Consider the following 2007-nt stretch of genomic DNA (forward strand, 5'->3'; position numbering starts at 1 on the left):
TGGCGATGGCGGGCATCCCCGTCGCCCTGTCCCTGGGCGTGCCCGCGGGCACCTTCCTGGGCAAGGCGACCGACTGGCGCGTGGCGTTCCTCGCGATGACCGCGCTGACCGTCGTCCTGCTGGCCTGGATCGCCGCCGCCGTACCGGACCACCCGGGCCAGGAGCGCGGCGGGCGGCCGAAGATGCTGCACGCCCTGCGGGTGCCCGGCGTCGTGCCGGTGCTGTTCGTGACGCTGGTCTTCGTCCTGGCGCACACCATCATCTACGCGTACATCGCCACCTTCCTCGACGACCTCGGCATGGGCGGCAACACCGACCTGGTGCTGCTGGTCTTCGGTGCCGCCTCGCTGGCCGGCATCTGGATCGTCGGCGCGCAGATCCACCACCGGCTGCGCGCGCTGACGGTCGCCGGCTCGCTGCTGGTCGCGGTGGCCGCCGCGGTGTTCGCGGTGCTCTCGGACCAGACCGCGTTCGTCTACCTCGCGGCCGTGCTGTGGGGCCTGGGCTGGGGCGGGGTGCCGACCCTGCTGCAGACCGCGGCCGGTGACGCGGGCGGCGAGAAGGCGGCCGACGCGGCCCAGGCCATGCTGGTGACGCTGTGGAACGTCGCCATGGCGGGCGGCGGTGTCATCGGCGGTGTGCTGCTCGACCTGACCGGCAGCGGCTCGCTGCCGTGGAGCGTGCTGCTGCTGATGCTGCCGGTGATCGCCGTCGTCGTCTTCGCCCGCGCCCACGGCTTCCCCGCCAAGCGCCCGGTGGCGTAGGCGCGGCGGTACGGCGGCGGGGACGGTCACCGCTCCCCGCCGTACCGCCGTACCGGGCCCTCGCGCCCCGCCGCCGCCCCGGTTGCCGTCCCCCACCTGACCCAGGGCGGCCTGGACGACTTCGTGGACCGGGTGGTGCCGCTGCTCCAGGGGAAGGGCATCCACCGGCGCGACTACACCGACCCCGCGCGACCACCTGGGCCCGCCGCACCGCCCGGAGCGCACCCCCGTACCGAAGGAGACCCCGTGACCGCGCCCCCGCTGCACCTCGCCGTCGCCCTGGACGCCGCCGGCTGGCACCCGGCGGCCTGGCGGGCCGACGACGCCCGCCCGGCCGGTCTGTTCGGCGCGGACTACTGGACGGACCTGGTCACCGAGGCCGAGCGCGGCCTGCTGGACTTCGTCACCTTCGAGGACGCGCTCGGCGTGCAGTCGGCCGCCTTCCACCGGCCCGACGACCGCGTCGACCAGGTCCGCGGCAGCCTGGACGCGGTGCTGCTGGCGGCCCGGGTGGCGCCGCTGACCACGCACATCGGGCTGGTCCCGACCGCGAACGTCACCCACACCGAGCCGTTCCACGTCTCCACCGGCATCGCCACCCTCGACTACGCGAGCACCGGCCGGGCCGGCCTGCGCCCGCAGATCGCCTCGCGCGCCGCCGACGCCGCCCACTTCGGCCGCCGTACGACCCCGCGGCTCACCGACGAGGACGTGCGCGACCCGGAGCGGATCGGCCGACGGCTGAGCCCGCTGTTCGACGAGGCCGCCGACGCGGTGGAGGTCGCCCGGCGGCTGTGGGACAGCTGGGAGGACGACGCCGAGATCCGCGACGCCGCCACCGGCCGCTTCATCGACCGCGACAAGGTCCACCACATCGACTTCGAGGGCGAGCACTTCAGCGTCCGGGGTCCCGCGATCATCCCGCGCCCACCGCAGGGACAGCCACCGGTGATGAGCCTGGCGCACGCCGGTGTGCCGTACGAGTTCGCGGCGCGCGCCGCCGACGCCGTGTGGGTCACCCCGCACGACCGGGCCCAGGCGGCGGCGATCCTCGCCCAGGTGGACGCGGCCGTGCGGCGCACCGGCCGGGACACCCGCGCCCGGCCGCTGCTTCGGTTCGCGGAGGTCCTGGTCTTCCTGGACGCCGAGCCGGGCGCCGCGGCCCGCCGCAAGGTCCGCCTGGACGACCTGGACGGCGCCGAACTCGGCTCCGACGCCGAGGTGTTCACCGGCACCCCCGCAC

At 75.6% G+C, this 2007-nt stretch carries 2 protein-coding genes; both read left to right on the plus strand.

The window, feature by feature from the left end:
• A partial coding sequence (locus tag H5J33_RS32955; RefSeq protein WP_181798378.1) for an MFS transporter occupies nucleotides 1-764 on the plus strand: 764 nt, incomplete at its 5' end.
• Nucleotides 765-1010: 246 nt separating this feature from the next.
• The coding region (locus H5J33_RS32960) for an LLM class flavin-dependent oxidoreductase (RefSeq protein ID WP_181798379.1) at nucleotides 1011-2007 on the plus strand (997 nt) is incomplete at its 3' end.

The organism is Streptomyces sp. WELS2, from assembly GCF_013870595.1.
Lineage (GTDB): Bacteria > Actinomycetota > Actinomycetes > Streptomycetales > Streptomycetaceae > Streptomyces.